Origin of the sequence: uncultured Stenotrophomonas sp., from assembly GCF_963519125.1 — a bacterium.
Taxonomy (GTDB): Bacteria; Pseudomonadota; Gammaproteobacteria; order Xanthomonadales; family Xanthomonadaceae; genus Stenotrophomonas.
Genome location: NZ_CAUQLJ010000010.1, coordinates 14,744 through 29,578 on the forward strand (window position 1 = coordinate 14,744; position 14,835 = coordinate 29,578).

The 14,835-nt window shown below is 63.0% G+C and carries 13 protein-coding genes; 4 read left to right on the top strand and 9 right to left on the bottom strand.

Annotation, left to right across the window (positions count from 1 at the left end; translation table 11 throughout):
- Positions 1–53 precede the first annotated feature (53 nt).
- The 5 genes from RYM47_RS10255 to RYM47_RS10275 all read right to left on the bottom strand — a co-directional run bounded on the left by RYM47_RS10255 (position 54) and on the right by RYM47_RS10275 (position 6,660).
- Positions 54–1,688 carry a glycosyltransferase family 39 protein gene (locus tag RYM47_RS10255; protein WP_167390411.1) on the bottom strand — a complete coding sequence of 545 codons (1,635 nt, stop codon included), beginning with the start codon at positions 1,686–1,688 and terminating at the stop codon, positions 54–56.
- A gap of 878 nt (positions 1,689–2,566) precedes the next feature.
- The gene (locus RYM47_RS10260; protein WP_315387666.1) at positions 2,567–3,013 is read right to left on the bottom strand and encodes a zinc-binding alcohol dehydrogenase family protein; all 447 of its coding nucleotides are present in this window, start codon (positions 3,011–3,013) and stop codon (positions 2,567–2,569) included.
- A 100-nt stretch (positions 3,014–3,113) separates the two neighbouring features.
- On the bottom strand, positions 3,114–3,791 hold the full coding sequence (locus RYM47_RS10265) for a hypothetical protein (RefSeq protein WP_182338198.1): 678 nt from the start codon (positions 3,789–3,791) through the stop codon (positions 3,114–3,116).
- A gap of 1,330 nt (positions 3,792–5,121) precedes the next feature.
- The gene (locus tag RYM47_RS10270; protein ID WP_167390418.1) at positions 5,122–5,295 is read right to left on the bottom strand and encodes a hypothetical protein; all 174 of its coding nucleotides are present in this window, start codon (positions 5,293–5,295) and stop codon (positions 5,122–5,124) included.
- Between the two features lie 624 nt (positions 5,296–5,919).
- A complete protein-coding gene (locus RYM47_RS10275) occupies positions 5,920–6,660 on the bottom strand; it encodes a CHAD domain-containing protein (protein ID WP_315387668.1) in 741 nt (246 codons plus the stop codon).
- Positions 6,661–6,952: 292 nt separating this feature from the next.
- On the opposite strand from RYM47_RS10275, the gene RYM47_RS10280 reads away from it, so the two are divergent.
- Positions 6,953–8,023 (top strand): hypothetical protein, encoded by a 1,071-nt coding sequence (locus RYM47_RS10280; protein WP_315387669.1) that lies wholly within the window; start codon positions 6,953–6,955, stop codon positions 8,021–8,023.
- Position 8,024: 1 nt separating this feature from the next.
- Positions 8,025–8,813, top strand: coding sequence for a transporter (locus RYM47_RS10285; RefSeq protein ID WP_315387671.1), 789 nt, complete (start codon positions 8,025–8,027; stop codon positions 8,811–8,813).
- 22 nt (positions 8,814–8,835) lie between these two features.
- Here RYM47_RS10285 and RYM47_RS10290 read toward each other — a convergent pair whose 3' ends face one another.
- Both RYM47_RS10290 and RYM47_RS10295 read right to left on the bottom strand, forming a co-directional pair.
- Positions 8,836–10,206, bottom strand: a complete 1,371-nt coding sequence (locus RYM47_RS10290) for a DUF1214 domain-containing protein (RefSeq protein WP_315387674.1) — start codon at positions 10,204–10,206, stop codon at positions 8,836–8,838.
- Between the two features lie 80 nt (positions 10,207–10,286).
- A complete protein-coding gene (locus RYM47_RS10295) occupies positions 10,287–10,724 on the bottom strand; it encodes a hypothetical protein (protein WP_315387675.1) in 438 nt (145 codons plus the stop codon).
- A 171-nt stretch (positions 10,725–10,895) separates the two neighbouring features.
- Here RYM47_RS10295 and RYM47_RS10300 point away from each other — a divergent pair, with 171 nt between their 5' ends.
- Positions 10,896–11,264, top strand: a complete 369-nt coding sequence (locus RYM47_RS10300) for a hypothetical protein (RefSeq protein ID WP_315387677.1) — start codon at positions 10,896–10,898, stop codon at positions 11,262–11,264.
- Positions 11,265–11,286: 22 nt separating this feature from the next.
- Here the strand turns inward: RYM47_RS10300 and RYM47_RS10305 are convergent, their stop codons facing one another.
- Positions 11,287–12,672 (bottom strand): amidohydrolase family protein, encoded by a 1,386-nt coding sequence (locus RYM47_RS10305; protein WP_315387678.1) that lies wholly within the window; start codon positions 12,670–12,672, stop codon positions 11,287–11,289.
- Between the two features lie 159 nt (positions 12,673–12,831).
- Between RYM47_RS10305 and RYM47_RS10310 the strand changes: the two genes are divergently transcribed.
- Positions 12,832–13,410, top strand: a complete 579-nt coding sequence (locus RYM47_RS10310) for a DUF308 domain-containing protein (RefSeq protein WP_315387680.1) — start codon at positions 12,832–12,834, stop codon at positions 13,408–13,410.
- Positions 13,411–13,424: 14 nt separating this feature from the next.
- On the opposite strand, the gene RYM47_RS10315 is transcribed toward RYM47_RS10310, so the two are convergent.
- The gene (locus tag RYM47_RS10315) at positions 13,425–14,834 is read right to left on the bottom strand and encodes a MipA/OmpV family protein (RefSeq protein WP_315387682.1); all 1,410 of its coding nucleotides are present in this window, start codon (positions 14,832–14,834) and stop codon (positions 13,425–13,427) included.
- Position 14,835 lies beyond the last annotated feature (1 nt).

Consider the following 14,835-nt stretch of genomic DNA (forward strand, 5'->3'; position numbering starts at 1 on the left):
AGTACAGGTGCAAAGGACCTGACGCCCTCGACACTCGGAAGCGGCGGCGAGGTCTAGCGAATTGAGGTTTCGCATGTCGATAGAGCTCCAGCCGGAATGAGCCACCAGGTTCTTCGATTGGCTACTCCAAACTGCAAGGATGGATCCGGCCTTCGATCACCGCAGTTCTCTAGCACCGACCCCTCAATGAGCAGCCAACGCACGTCCTGGCGCTCCTGCTGCCAACTCAATGCCGTGGCAAGCTGCTGCCTAGCAGGCCGATTGAAGCCGAACTCCGCCGTGGCTGATTGCGACATGAGCAATTGCTGCTCGCGCCAACCGACCAGTCCCAGTTGCGCCGAAGGTCCGATGCGTGTGCTCACCTGTTCCATGAGCCCCCGGGATGAGCTTGCCTCGTTCAGGACGCTGGGACCCGCAAACCCGTAGACGACCCAAAAACCACTCATCCCCGTGAGCAGCCCCTTCCAGGCGCTGCCTGAAAGTGAGAGAGCCGCACCAACCAGCAAGGGCAACGAGGCGAGGAGGACCAGGATGGCGATCGAGTGCGAGTCCTCACTAGAGCCACGCTCAGTGAGAAGCTTCACTTCGAACCGAGGGTTGGAAGCGAGCATCCATATCCCCAAGGTCGCCGTTGCCGTACCCAGGAGCGAGACAAACGCGGTCGCCAATCTTCGTACTCCGACTCTTCCGACAATGTCTGGAAGAGACGCAGCGAGCGCCAAGCACAGCATCGGCAGGCCGGGGAGGATGTACATGTCTCGCTTTCCTGCAGGAACTGAAAAGAACAGTACGATCAGGGCGAGGCTGCCGACCGGAAGCCATAGACGTTCGTCAAAGCGACAAAGCCCTTTGTAGAGGCTTGGCCCCGCCCAGGGAAGAAGGGCGATCGTTGGCAACCACGACGTAGCTATAACTACGAGGAAGTACCACGGTGCCTGGAAGTGATGCCATGAGTTTCCGTAACGCTGGATCGTCTGGCGGAACAGGATGTTACGCGCGTACTCAAGGTTCTCTTGGGTGGGGTGGATCCATACAGCGATCAGCATCGGAATGAGCCAGATGCCAATCGCGACCAACAAGGCCAGGGGTCCCAGCCACGCGCGTCGATCACCTATCCAAGAAGCACTCATCTTCCTGGAAAACGTCAGCGCCAGGGCTGGAACCAGCATGAAGAGTGCAATCACTCCCACGCCCTTGGTGATCACTCCCAACCCGGCCGCAAACCACGCCACGGTCCACATCCGCCAATCCGGACCGCGAACAATGTGCCGAATGAGGCCGTAGTGGGCCAAGGTGACCCATGCAAGCAGCAGGGGATCGATCTGCGCGCGCTTCATCTGCAGAGTGAACTGCACGGCGAGGAGTAGCGCCCAACCTGCGTAGATCCCGGCCTGCTTGGACCACAAGCGCCGTCCTAGGTCGTAGGTCATCCACACACATGCGATACCTGACAGCACCGAGGGAAGCAGGAAGGCAATCCTGAGATTTCCGGTCAGCTGCAGCAGGGCAGCCTGGATCCACATGAAGAGCGGAGGCTTGTCTGCGTACAGCTCTCCACCGCGGCGTGGGAACAGCCAGTTTCCGCTGTCCACCATTTGGGAGGCAACCAAGGCGAATCTCGGCTCATCGGCAGGCCAAGGGTCGCGCAGGCCCAGGCCCGCACCGAGGACCACCGTAGCGGTTGCCATCAGCAGTGCCGCTTGACCGCGCGGAGTTCGGAGGTAGGTAGATATTGAGAGGGGCATTCAAGCCGCCTTCTTAGAGGCGGCACGGTGCCGTTCGGCGACTGCGCGAGCAGGCACGCGTCGGCCGGACGCACAAAGCGCCCAGAAACAAGATGTGATCATGGAAAGATCCGCTAAGGGTGATCGCAGAAGGACGAACAGGCGCCTAGCGCCTGGGTCGCGATCAAGCCCTGGGAGGTCTAATCAGCCTGTCGGGGGTGTGGGGCGCCACGGGCCGCTCGTAGAACACGTGCCCACCCTCATCCAGTGGCGCCTCGCCCGGCGCAAATCCGTTAGACGCCACGAATGCACTGCTGTGATGGCAATGACCATGACCACAGGCTGGGTGTGCCTTGTCGGAGTGCCTCTCGCCTGGCCCTGCTACTTCCTGATGGGACTGCTCTTCAGAGAAACAGACCGAAGCATCGACGACAGGCACTATTACCAGCACTGCAAGTAGCAGTGCCAAGGCGTAGCGCTTGGCGTGGATGGCAAGGGAAGTCACGTGCTGCTTCGACCCATACGGACGTGGCCGGAAAGATACCTTGCATCATAGTTCTCAGCAAGCTGAGGCTTGTTCATGTTCTGCCCGGGCCCGGGCGGGTGGAGCGGGAGCGGCCGAGCACCTTGCCACCAACTGGATCCAAGGCCAGGTCTGCACCTTTCCCGCCGGTGCCTCTCAGCACGCTTGCACGCAGATCATCTTCGGCCAGATCCACAACAACCTCAGCACCAGACCACTTCGCTCGTTCAACCTCGGCGGCCGAGGAAACGACGACACTCGGCATGGCTCCCAGCGCTCTGCTCATCTGGATCAGTGCGTGTCCCACGGACCCGGACGCTCAAGAGATCAGCACTGTCTGCCCGTCCTTCACCTGTCCAATGCGGGTCAAAGCCTGGTAGGCGGTGACGTAGTTGATGGGAAAGGCGGCCCCCTGATCCAGGGTGATGGAATCAGGAAGGCGGATGATGCGCTTGTCCTGCACCAATGCCCACTGCTGCTGCAGGCCATCCTCAGTAATGCCGAGTGCGGCACCGCCGTAGATGGCCACGCGTGTTCCTGGCTCAAAAGCGCCGCTGTGTTCAACAATACCGGTACCGTCATTAGTCAGCACCAATGGTGCGCGTGCGTGCTCGACAATACGCGCGAGGACCTGGCTTGAAAGTGGGTTAACGGTAGCAGCGTGCATGCGAACCAACGTGTAGCCCTCACGTGGCGACGGTACTGGCCGTTGTTCAATGTGCATGGTGGGCGCAGGGCCGAATGAACTGGCTACGACTGATTTCATAAGTACTCCTGTTGGCGAATGCCGTGTAGACGGCGCCGCTGTGAGAGAGGGCTGGGCAGTGGAGACAGGGGCACCGAAGTGCTAGATATCAGCTATCGATCTATGCAGGCATTTGCCGCATCACGGCGATGGCTTCGAGAACGGCATCCGCTCCCTGATAGAGGACTTCAGAGCTCACCGGCTGCAGCTGGCCAGCAGTCTGGAGATACAGCTTTAGAACGCCCCGGACCTGTTCACTCTCCATCATGCGCTGAGTTTCATCGATGCGTTCGCAAGCCAAAAGGGCCAGCGCATCGTCAGCGTTGAGCTGCTCGGCAAACACCACTGGGTCAGAAGCGTATCCATGCCGCTCAAGGAAGCCGGACGTGATGGCCGCAGCGACCCTCGCGCTGCTGGTCTCCCGGCCGTCGATGTACCGCTGCCGCTGGAAGTGGTGGAGCAGCGGTAGCTCCAGGCGTCTGTCGAGGCCGCGCGCCAAGGTCAGTGCACGGGTCATCGGACCCGAATCGAAGCTGCCATGCGGACCGAGCAACACCTGCTGACGGTACGCCTCGCTGAATACCTGCCCGGTCAGTGCTTCAATCCTCTGATCGTTAGCCCACGCGTACTCTGCCCATTCCCGATTCTGCGGGCGAGCACCACGGCCTGTGAATAGACCGCTTGGCAATAACATCAGTTCGATAGAGGAGTCGTTAGTCAGCGCGTCGAGCGCCGGAGCGGCGGCGTAGCACAACCCGCACCACGGGTCGAATAGATAAAGCAGCGTTTTTTGCAGCATGAGAGAAAGGGGAGGGGAGGGATCAAGCCCTACCATATTGGATCTAAATCGCAACATATACCCCGCATTAACGACAGACTGTCAACCAGAACGAACATGTTTGCGTGTTTTACGACGTCCAAGGTACTCCCAGTCTCGCCCCCCCTTTGTTTTTGCTTCAGGCCGGCGAAGCGCCTAGACAGGACCGACCCGATGTAATTGGAAGAAGTCAGGGCATGGTGCACCGTGCAGGCATCGCACACCGGTATACGGCGGCCTGATTCTTCGCACGCAGGCAAAATAATCGCGCCATGAGAATCGTCTACGCCACCTCGCGGGATCTGATTGGCTCGCGGGAGCGGACCGGTGCTGTATATGCAGCCGCCACGCTGGCCGTTCCTGGGTGCAGCTGGTGATTGCGCCGGCGCGAATTAACTTGGGCTCGCTGCGGGTTGACCGCAGAAGGCCCAAATCTGGGCGTCATCTTCGGTGGCGGCGCTATCGCCAGAGAGCGGTTGATGGGCACCCGTGCCACCGCAGCCTTGAGGTGCAAACGTGGATCGTTGGGTGGCCAAGTTATGGGCACCGCGTAAGCAGAGGTCTGATGGCGGCGGCCGTTAACATAAGCTACGTTATGCGAATTAACGCATTGATCTTAAAAGCGTTTCCCTGCCTTGGCCGATCCTACTCCAGCAAAGAGACGTCATCAAGCAGGCCTGAAGAAGCAGGGTTATCCTCGAACCCTCAGCTGCTTTCTCCATATGCATGGGGGACACGTCGCGATTCCGGGTTAGCTGGCAGTTGAGTTCCCGCGAGCCTACCAGCGTGCGTCATCGCTCCAGGAGGAAAAATCTTGCTTCGCCGCCTCCAGCACGAGCGCTGGATGTAGGGCAAGAGCCTCTGCTGGACTGCCTCCGCACAATCGAGCATGCGGAGCGATCAGCCATTCGATTTCCTCCCAACCTGACGTCGGGCCGCCGGCTGAAACGCCATATGGGCCACGCAGTAGCGACAGTACCTCCGAGAGCACTGGCAAAGGCATCCCAGTAGCGTCCAGCTGCCATGGAGGAAAGAGAAACAGCTTCAGTTCCCCAATCCACACGCCCAGAACGCTCCCAGATTGCAGGCACTGCGTCAGGGTGCGGCCCTGGACGGCACTCGGGCTCAGTATCGCTTCGAACGCCGCCATATCGAGCCAATCCCGCGCGGCGTTCGATCTGGCCTGAGCGAAGGCAGATGTTTCCGAAGGTATATGCCCGCGCATAGAATGCCTGCCTGGTAAATGAACAGCTCCCACAAGGATGCCACACGCTCTACTAAGGCAACCTGTGGGGGAAACGTCGCTTGAACGTCAGGCATCCAGCGGTTTGCCGCAACAAGGGCATTTCCCTCCTGCCAGTTCTCGATCGTATGCTGCGTTTTGGCGGTTGGCCAGCCAGACTGCTGCCACGGTAATGGAAACAACAAGCGCCACCAAGACGCCTGCGACGATGCTCATCTGTTGCAAGGTAGACAGGGAATTCATTGCATTGCCCACTAGGAAGACCAAGACGATGTCGCACTACAATTTTAGCCCCCAAATCGGAAGAACTTGCAGGAAATTTATCCGGAAAGGCACCCGATCTAACGTAGGCTGAGGGCTCTATGGCTGAACTCTGCGGGCGATATGGCTGCATCTGAAAGCTGGCCCACAGCAAGGCAGCTACTTGGAGGTCCTGCGACCAACGAGCTCCAGAAGAATTCGGGGCAAGTAATGCGTAGTTCCGCCAAATTAGGGGCGGCTTGTCCGAAGACTCGCGGAAAGATGGGCGGGTTTCCGGAGCAGAATGGGGCAGTTTCAGCTGTGAAAGGGGCAACTTGTCCGCGTCAGACAGCTGCATTTGAACCCGGCGCACCCAGGCGATCAAAGGGCGGAACTTTGTTCATCCAGACAACTAACACCCAGAAATATCTGCGATGGCTTACGGCGGTCCAACAATGTCTGCCTCGCGAACCAGAATCTCTACCTCAACGGGGCAGAATTGTCTGATGACGAACACAAGCCTAATGCCCGAAGGGGAGGCTTTATGTTCTCGGGCGCTGCAGCGTTCCGATTACGGCATTTCGCATAATGTATATTATGTAACAACAGAAGGTGCGACCCAGACCCTCAGTCCCCAACCGCCGGCAACTCCCGATCCATCAACCTCATCACAGCCTGCTTGCCCTCACTTGCCGGCATGTTCCGCACCAGGTTCCGCAACAGCCTCACGTCCTGGCTCCAGCCCAGCCGGTCGCTGATCTTGTGCAGCGCCTTGCGGGCCACCGCCGCATGTTCGTCGCCATGCCCATGGATGGCGCCCAGTTCCTGAGCCGCATCCAGCTGCATCCGCAAGCGTCGAACCTTCCGGCGCCAACGGTGCACGATTTCCGGATCGTCATGGTGTGCGGCTCGCTCTGCAGCTCTCTTGGCACGGCGTTCGCTGCTCGCCAATGCCGCCCGGATTGTCCGTTTCCGCAACGTCTCCCACGGCTGCGCCCCGATTCGATCCAGAACGCGTTCGATTACGTTCCGTCTCTTCAAAAATCCGGGGTCTACGGCCAGCGAACGCTGCAGAATTCGCGTACGTCGCAGCTCCAACGCCTCGATGATGGGCTGCCAGCCGGGGTCAGGATGCAGGCTCTGCAACCGCCTGGCGGTCTCGACCACCACATGGGCGTCGCGCATGTCCGACAACCCTTTGCCAAGCCGCCTCAGCGCGAAGTCTTCGCGGTCCAGGTCAAGGTCGTCGGCAACCACCAGCGCCAGCAATGCCCGCATGCGCCGGATCGCCTTTCGGGCAGCATGGATGGCGTCGTTCTGGTCGGTCTTGGCGGGGAGCGCGTCCAGAATGGCTTGGCCGTCCTTCATGAGAAGGCTTCTGGCATTCATCCCCAGAGCATCAGCTGGCATGGACGGCCTTTCGCGGAACGATGCCCGGATTGTAACCAGCCCACCCGGCCCGGATGTGATGCGTCACGATAATACCCATCGTGACACGTGTGCGTGCATGGATCGACCGGACAACTACTGGCCGCAACCCAGTAACAATACAGAGGCCACCGCCCGGCCCGCATGCTGAACTGAGCGCCGTACTCCCTCCTGGCGACGCGCTCATGGCCACCTTCTGTCGATCCGTCTTCCGGTTCACCCTGCAGCCGTCATGAGTACCGGCCGACTCTGCCGGGGCGTCATCAGGATCGCAGGGTTGGCCCTGCTGGCCGTGGCGGCCGGCTGCACCACCATGGGCCCGCAGAGCATCCCGCGTGACCGCCAGGGTTACTCCTACGCCATTGGCGAATCCTGGAAAGAGCAGACCCTGCTCAACATCGTGCGCCTGCGCTACGCCGACGCGCCGGTATTCCTGGATGTGTCTTCCATCGTGGCCTCGTACGCGGCCGAGGGCCAGGTCGACGGCTCGGTGACCTTCCCGCCCCACGCCAGCGCCACGCCCACGCTGGGTGGCTACGGTCGTTTCACCACCAAGCCCACCATCTCCTACGCGCCACTGACCGGCGACAAGTTCGCGCAGAGCCTGCTGCGGCTCATCGCGCCGGCGTCTGTGTTCCAGATGATCCAGGCGGGCTACCCGGCCGATTTCATCCTGGGCGCCACCACGCGCGCCATCAATGGCCACTACAACCGCTCGTCGGGAGTGAACGCGCGTGAGGCGGATGCCGAATTCTCCGAACTGACCGATCGACTGCGCCACGTGCAGCGTGCCGAAGGCCTGGGCATGCGCATCGAGCGCCGCGAAAACGGCGACGCCACCCTGCTCTTCTTCCGCGGCCAGGCGGAACCGCAGCTGGATCAGGAGGTGGCGCGGGTGCGCGATCTGCTCGGCATCCGCAAGTCGCCGGAGTTCAATCTGGTCTACGGCGCTACTGCCCGCAACGACACCGAAATCGCCCTGCTCACCCGCTCGATGCTGGAAATTCTGCTGGATTTCTCCAACTGCGTGGAGGTGCCGGCGGAGCATATCGCGCAGGGCCGTGCCTTCCCCGGCTATCCGCCCGGGCAGGCCAATGCGACGCGCCGCTTGGCCACCATCCACAGCGGCAGCGCGGCGCCGGAGGATGCCTACGCGGCCGTCCGCTACCGCAACACCTGGTACTGGGTGGACGATACCGACATGAATTCCAAGCGCGCCTTCGCCTTCATGATGGTGTTCTTCTCGCTTGCTGAAACGGGCACCTCGGCGCCGGCGCCCGTCCTGACCATAGGTGCGAACTGACATGACGACTCCGAAGATTCCGTTGGGTCTGGCGCTGTGCGCGCTGTCGACCAGTGCGGTTGCCCAGCAGCGCGATGCCGACGAACTGGCGAAGCAGCTGTCCAATCCGGTGGCCGCGCTGATCAGCGTGCCGCTGCAGTACAACTACGACGAAATCTGGGGCGAGGATGGGTATCGACATCAGCTGAACATCCAGCCGGTGGCGCCGTTTTCCATTTCCGACCACTGGAACGTGATTTCGCGGACGATCCTGCCGGTGGTGTACCAGAAGGACATCATCCCCGGTACCGACCAAGCCGGCATCGGGGACATTACCCAGAGCTTCTTCTTTTCGCCGAAGAAGCCTACCGACGGCGGCCTGGTCTGGGGCATCGGCCCGGCGATGCTGCTGCCCACCGGCACCGATGACCTGGGTGCGGACACCTGGGGCCTGGGGCCGACCATCGTCCTGCTGAAACAGGACGGCGTGTGGAGTTACGGGGCATTGGCCAACCATATCGTCGACGTCGGCGGCGGCAGGCATCGCGTCGACATCAGTTCCACGTTCCTGCAGCCGTTCGTCACCCGCGGCCTCGGCCAGGGCCGTACCGTCGGGGCAAACATCGAGTCGACCTACGACTGGGAAGCGAAACAGTGGACGGTGCCGCTCAACCTGTTTTACAGCAAAGTCTCGAAAATCGGCTCGCAGATGGTCAGTTACCAGGGCGGCGTGCGCGGCTATCTGGACAAGCCGCGTGGCGGTCCCGACTGGGGCGTGCGGGCCACCCTCACCTTCCTGTTTCCGGAATGAGCATGTCCTGCGGTACCGCGCGTCAGGCGACGCGCAGTACCGGAGGCGGTGCCCACGTGTCGTCCAGGATCGCCGCCGAAGGGCCATACGCACGCAGGAACAATTCGAAGTCACCGACGGGCGCGGGCAACCAGTTGCTGGCCTTGGCGCCTTCCGGCCGTTCATGCTGCACATGCAAGGTCAATGAGCCGTCGTCGTTCAGCGCGAGATCCTTGTTCTTGGTTCCCAGCGAGTAGCGGTTGATCGCGTTGGGCGCGAAGAAGTGGTTCTCGTCGTACAGGGTCAGCGACCAGAATCCGTCTACCGGCGGCAGCCCGTTTCTCGGGAATGTCAGGGTGTAAGCGTGCGCGCCGTTGAGGCGTTGGCCTTCGCTGTCGTATTCCTTGCCGAAGTACGCTGATTCACGGCGCGGGTTGACGAAGATGTTGGCCTTCGCGGCAGCGGCGCGGCTGTAGTAGTCGGTCCCGAACTCTGCACCGTTGCGCGGGCTGATCCAGCCGTTGGCAGTCGGCACGCCGGCGTAGGAATAGCTGTGCAGGGGCTGCATGAGCTCGCGATCGGCATCCACCGCGGCCTGCTGCAGCACTGCGGCCAGCTTCGGGTCTTTTCCGGCGGCATCCAGCACCGACTGGAACAAGCCATACAGTGCCTCCTCGCCCGGCTGCGGCGGCACTTCGGCGAGGATGGTCGGCAGTTCGGCGAAGAACGCCTCCGGCTTCACCCACTGCGTCTCTCCCCCGCCCCCCTGGCTGCTGCCGGAGGGGTCGGAAAGCGTGGGGATGCCCTTCCAGTCCTGCACCCGGGTGGTACCGTCGAACTCGCTCAGGGGATACGCCAGGATCTGGTTCAACACCGGTTGGATCGCGGCACGGTCGTCGGCGGTGTCGTCCATGAAGGCGCGGGGAATGATGTAGGCCAGGTTGGTGGCCGACCTCAGCACCTGTGCGATGCCCTCGGGCGTTTCTCCGTTCCAGCCCGGGCCGGCAATCATGTGGAATCCGGCCTGCGCACCGTACATTCTGCCGACGCCGCCGAGCGAGTCGGTACGTTGGTCGCCAGTCTGGTACACCCAGTAGCGCCCGCCGAAGTCCGGCACCTGGAACACCACGGGCTCCGCAGTCAGGTCCAGCAGACCGAACCCATAGGCAACGTCCTGGTTGGGCGTGGCCACCGCGCGCTCTTCCGGTTTGATGTAGTCGGTGAGCATGGTCAGCCGGTTGATCGGTGCCATCGGTAGGATCCCCTCGCCCAACCCGAAGCCCGGCACCTTCGAAAAGACCACGCGGCGATTGTGGAGATTGACCATCGGCCAGCCCCACACGTAGGCCAGCCGCGCGACGTCGCGCACGAAGGCTTCGGTGAGCGGGGTGCCGGGCACGGGGCCTGCAGGCATCGGCGGAGTGTGCTGAGGGGACATGGGGGCGCTCCTGAACGTGGGTAGTGCCGCCTTTTCGTCGTAACGCGTCAGGCTTGTCAGGCTTCGTCTTCGTCCAGAAGCTGCTCGACATAGGCCGCCGCATGCCGCATGACCTCGTCGAAATCGGCGCCTTCGGGGATGTTGGGCTGCAGGAATTTCCGTTCGCCCACCGCAAGCAGGAACACGAACGCCGGCTTGCCCCGGGGCTGCCACGCAGTGACCCGGTAAGCGGCACCGCGGTAACTTCCGTCCAAAGTGGCGCTGGCAACGGGCGCGGAAGGCGGCTGTCCGCCGGGCGGCTCGGTCCCATCACTTGCACCCTCGCCTTCCGGCGGGCTGCCGGACTCGGTCGCATACCGCACCGCGCGGGTGGTGGGATATCGGCTGTACCGCCGCGATCCCAGATCGGAGATCCCGCACAGCGCGCCCGGCTGAGGTCCGGCCGAGGACTCCATCGACGTATACAACACCCGGTTCGACGCTGCCCTGGCCATGTGCCCTGCCCCTTACCGATCACCTTGGTAAAGTCTGGGCCGGCGGGGGGCGTTCGCGCATCAGTAAAGCTACCTAGTCACATACGGTGCACGCAGGGCGTCCACGCGGGCTTAATGGGGTGCGGACAACCCTGTGCCTGACCCGGCACGCGCGCCGGCAAGGGGTGAGCCATGCTTCCTGCTTCGATCAGGCGTATCGCCGTTCAACTGTTCGACAACGGCGTGCTGCGCCTGATCTTCGAAAATACCCGCAACATGGCGGTGTCCACGCTGATTACCGCCGCCGGGCTGGAGGTGGTGCGGGAGGGACCGGGCGAGCTGGATCTGGTCAACCCGACCCTGGTCGGGTACGTGGTCGCCGCGATCGGCGGCACGCTGCTGCTACTGAACCTGATGGATGGGCTGTGGCGGTTGAGCCGGATGAAGTCGCACCTGGTGCTGCAGATCCTGTTGTGTGCGGCGTATGCGTTTATTTTCTGGCGGGTGGTTCTGCTGGTTTTGAATTTCAAGGCGGGGGGTGGGATGGGGATGGGAAACTGAGTTTGGCCGGCGTGGTGGCGGGTTAGCGGTCTTCCTTGTAGATCCTGCCGTCTTTCATGATGACGTTGAAATTGGTGTCGGGGTTGGTGATGACGGCGATATCCGACAGCGGGTCGCCGTTGACCAGCAACAGGTCGGCCAGGGCGCCCTCTTCCACTACGCCCAGGCGGCCGGCGTAAGGGCTGCGCTTGCCGGACAGGGCCAGCAGCTGGGCGTTGGTGCCGGTGGCCATGATCAGGGTCTCGGCCGGGGTGTACCAGCGGGTCAGGCTGGCGAGGATGCGGTTCTGCTGGCTGGCCAGCGCGCTGGAGAACAGCACGTCGGTGCCGAATGCGGTCTTGAGCTTGTACTTGATCGCGAATTTATAGGTCTGGTCGGTGCCGGCGAACACCTCCTGCGCCTTCTCCCACTGCTCCGAACCCGGCGGGAAGGCGTTGGCCAGCTCCGGCGGGAACGGCTGGGTGCTGAGCCAGGTGCCGGTGTCACGGATGCGGCGCGCGGTGGCGTCGTCCATCAGGCTGCCGTGTTCGATGCACTTCACCCCGGCCCGGATCGCACGCTGGATCGCTTCGGGGGTGTAGGCGTGTACCGTCACGTAGGTGCCCCAGTCGGTGGCCGCCTCCACCGCCGCGCGCACCTCCGGTTCGGTGAACGTCACCACGTCGAGCGGGCTGTGCGGCGATGACACTCCCCCGCCGGCAGTGAGCTTGATCTGGCTGGCGCCGCGCATCAGCTGCTCACGCACGCGCACGCGCAGTTCGTCGGGGGTATCGGCAATGGCGCTGTCGCCGATCACATCGTGACGCGAGCCAGGCGCGCCCAGCGTGCGCGGCAGGTCCGACGCCTCACGGAAATCGCCATGGCCGCTGGTGACGGTGATCATTGCGCCGGACGGGAATATCCGAGGCCCTTCGACCTGCCCGGCATCCACCGCGGCCTTCAGGCCCCACACGGCGCCACCGACGTCGCGCACGGTGGTGAAGCCGCGCATCAGCGTCTTGCGCGATTCGGCGCCGGCCACGATGTTGACGTAGCCGGTATCGGCGGTCATCAGCGACTGGATCGGAATGCCGGCAAACATGCTGTGCCAGTGCATGTCGATCAGCCCGGGCATCAGGGTGCGGCCACGGCCGTCGATCACGCGTGCGCCGCCTGCGTCGATGGGGCCGGTGGATATGCGGGTGATGGTATGCCCCTGCACCAGCACGTTGCTGGGCCCGGACAGGCGCGCATGGGTACCGTCGAAAATCCGCACGTTGGTGAACAGTACGGCCGGCGGAGGTGCAGCTGCCGGCTCTGCCGACGCGCCAACGGGATCCTGCTGGATGACCGAATGCGCGGAGGTTGGCGTCGCCAGCCCGAGCGACAGCGCAACGCCCAGGATGCAGAAGGACAGTCGGTTCAGCATGGCACTACTCCCCCGTAGCGGTTGTCTGTTGGGTATAGGAGCGGTGGCGTTACTGCGATGTGTAGCGTGCACCGCACTGCGGGATTTACTGGTCGCCATTTCACCAACGCATAACGCAGGCCGGGAGGTAATTGAGCGGTCCCCCCTGGAGCGACCGTGATGACCGTGCTCTCCCGTCTTGGCAAGGATCCCGGCTCCATCGGCATGGCAATGAAATCCAGCTGGCCGCGCCTGCTCATCGTCGGCGTGCTGCTGCTGGCGCTGGGCGCCTTCGGCATCTACGCCTCGTCCTTCATGGTGCGCACCATGACCGTGCTGATCGCCGGCCTGCTGGTGATCGCCGGTGCGCTGCAACTCACCGAGGCCTTCCTGCTGCATGGCCTGCCCAGCTTCGCCATGACCATTGCCCTGGGCGCGGCGCAGATCATCGGCGGCATTGCCATCTACACCCATCCCGAGTGGGCCGCCTACGCGGTGGCCACCACGGTGGCCGCGGTGCTGGTGGTGCAGGCGATCGCCCAGATCAGCCTGGCATTCCGCTTCAAGCCCGGCGGGAAGCGCTGGATATCGCTGGTCTCCGGCCTGGTCGCACTGGTGGCGGCCGTGGTCTGCGTGAGCGGCGTCGCCTGGGCCGGGCGTGCCTCGGCCTCGTGGGGCGTGGGGCTGGCACTGGTGGCCATGGGCGCAGCCTACATCGCCATCGCCCTGTTGTTCCGCCAGGACCGCGACCCCGGCTAGTCCCGGACCCGGCATCAGAACGCGCCTTCCAGATAGGTGTAGATGTAGTTGGAACCGCCGTCGACGGTACCGAGCATCTGCGCCGAGCCGAAAATGCCGGAGCGGTGCGAGACGCCGAAGCCGAAGTACAGCTCGCGCCAGCGCTCGCTGCCGAAGATGTCGCCCAGGCTTACGTCGATGCTCGGATCGAGGTAGTTCAACACCTTGGAGGTGTTGCGTTCCCGCTGCGCCTGCGCCTGCACTTCCGCGTAGGGCACGCGCTCGGCATAGGACACGCCGAAGCCGAAGCCGATCCGGGTCTTGACCCGGTGCGACCACGGGAAACCGTAGTAGAAGCCCTTCATGTACGCGTCGATCTGCCAGGCATCGGGCTGGTGGCCGCGTTCGTTGTGGCGCAGGATGCCCACATAGCCGACCAGGTCCAGCGGCCAGCCGTTGAGCCCCGACACGAACGGCCGGCCCACGTGCACGCCCCAGATGTCGGTAGGGTCGTCATCGTTGAGGCTGACGCAGCTGAAGGTCATGATCTTGACCAGGTGGCAGCCATCGGCAGAGTCGCGGCCGTAGAATACTTTCACGTAGGTCGGCGTGTGGTCGTCGTCCCAGCGGACCTGGCCGTTGCCGAAGTCGTATGCCGCGCCGACCATGCCGCCCCATTCGAGGTTGCTGTCCACCAGCGGGCTGTTGCGCACCTGGCTGGAATACCGCTTGGCGTACACGCCCCCGAGCAGGCTCCAGTTTTCCAGTATGCGGTAACGGCCGTACAGCCCGCCAACGACGTCCACGCCGCTGCCTGCCGAATAGGCGCTGCGCTCGGGCGTGACTTCATGGTCTTCCACGCCAAAGTAGTAGTCGTTGAGCTTGGAACTGCGCCAGTTCAGGCTGATGACCGGCTGCAGGGCCCAGCGGTCGCCGCGCCAGGTGTGCCCGTAGGCGGCGCGGATCTCGGTGCCGTTGGAGTTGTTGGAGAGGTCCTGGCGTACGCTGAGATCCAGCGCATGCTCGTTGTGCTTGAAGTAGTAGCGCGCCCCGATGTCCGCTTCGCTGTTGCGGGTTTCCATCCCCTCGAGGATGTCCGGGGTTTCGTCTTCGGGATACCCTTCCAGTCGCCGTTCAACGAACAGCTCCAACCCCTGGTTCTCCTGTGTGGCAAAGCGCACACCCGCCGCATTGGAACGGAGGAAGAAACGCTCGCCTTCGTACAGGTACAGCGGCATCAGGTCCACACGGTCATCGGCGCCCTTGTAAGGTGACGACTCGATCCGGCTCAGGAAGCCCAGCCCGGCAGCGCCGGGTTCCTCCAGGATGGTGCCGAGCATGGCGTCCTGCGCGGCCAGTGGCGCCGACGCGGCCAGTGCCACAGCCAACAACGCAGGCTGCCAGCGGCGGGCACACGTGCTTGACGATGGAGTGCGAGCGGACATG